General features: G+C 69.7%; 1 protein-coding gene. It reads right to left on the reverse strand.

All coding sequences use genetic code 11. The annotated features are described in order from the left end of the window. Positions 1-33 precede the first annotated feature (33 nt). Positions 34-1,359, reverse strand: a complete 1,326-nt coding sequence (locus tag KYY02_RS33535) for an IS4 family transposase (protein ID WP_371244833.1) — start codon at positions 1,357-1,359, stop codon at positions 34-36. Positions 1,360-1,491 lie beyond the last annotated feature (132 nt).

Here is a 1,491-nt window from a genome sequence, read left to right on the forward strand (position 1 = left end):
CAAGGCCGTTCAGTTTGCGGTTGGGGGAGGTTGTCAAGGGCCTGCGGGTGCGAGGATTTCGATGCCGGTGGTGGCTTTGTAGCTGGTCCGGTCGATGTGGGGGCCTCGGGCCTGGTACTTGGAGATGGCGCGTTTGACGATGCGGGGGCTGATCCGTAGCCGCCGTTGGGGCAGCAGGTCGGCCAGGACGTGTCGGCCGATGGTGCCGGCGAGGTCGACGACGGTGCCGGCGATGACGCCGGCGGCCTGGACCACCAGGTCGCGGGCGCTCTGCCAGGCGATGCTGAAGCTGGCGCGGTCGGGATCGGTGCCGTATTGGGTGCTGGTGGCGTCCGCCATGGCGGTGCGCAGCAGCTGGTAGACGACCAGCAGGGCGTAGATCTCCTGGTCGATGCCGTCGGGAGTGCGGGCCCGCAGGACCCGGCCGCCGAGGATGGTCGACTTCAGTTCCAGGTAGGCCGTTTCGATCTCCCATCGCTGGTGATACAGCGTGGCGAGTCCGGCTGCCGGGTGGCGGTGGTGGTCGAGCAGGGTGGTGGCCAGCCGGTAGAGGCCGGTGTGTTTCCCGGCGGTGGTGGTGACGGTGATCTCGCAGTCGATGACGCGGACGTGCAGGCCGCCCAGCGCCGAGAGATAGGAGCCGTCCCGGTAGCGGGCCAGGACGGGCATGCGGCGGCCGTTCTTGAGCCGGACCAGGACCTCGGCTCCGGTGCCCGCGATGTCGGCCACGAGCTTTTGGGCACCGAAGTTGCGGTCGGCCAGCAGGATCATCCCGGGCCGCAGGCTGGGCAGCAGGCGCGGGGCGTAGGTGGTCTCGCCCGTGGTGGTGGGTCCGAATACCGCGTCGATGAGGGTGCGGGTGCCGCAGGCGACCAGGGCGAGCAGGCGGACCTGCGGGTATCCGGTCCCGCCGTGGTTGCCCGCCTGCTTGGTGAACCTGGTCATGACAGCGGGCGTGTCGGGGACCGTCACAGTGGTGCCGTCGAGCGCGACCACCAGCAGCCCGTGCCAGCGAATCCCCGGCCCGTGCCCTGTCGCGTCCGGGCCCCGCAGCAGATCGAACAGCCACCGCAGCGGTTTACTGCCGATGCGGCGGCGGGCCTGGGCCAGCGCGCTCGCCGTCGGCGAGACCACCGGCAAGCCGGCCAGCGCCCCGGTGAGCTTACGCCACACGCCGAGGTAGCCCGTCTCCGGGAACAGGCACCCGGCCAGCAGCAGGTAGACCACAACCCGGGAGGGCAGATCCCGCAGCCGGCACTGCACGGCCCTGGTCGCGTTCAGCGCCGCATCGACCATCTCGAAGGGCACCAGCTGGGTGAGTTCACCGAGATGACCGGGCGCAAACCGGCCTCCGGCCACCGTGACGGTACGCGTGATGGCACACTGTTCGGACAGCGGAGCCTCCGGTTTTTGTGAACGGCTTGTCTTGGTCGACTGCCAGTTCTACCGGGGCTCCGCTCCTCATGTCCGACGAAACCGCGCCTCAAGACC

Origin of the sequence: Streptomyces pimonensis, from assembly GCF_041380215.1 — a bacterium.
In the GTDB taxonomy this organism is placed as follows: domain Bacteria; phylum Actinomycetota; class Actinomycetes; order Streptomycetales; family Streptomycetaceae; genus Streptomyces; species Streptomyces pimonensis.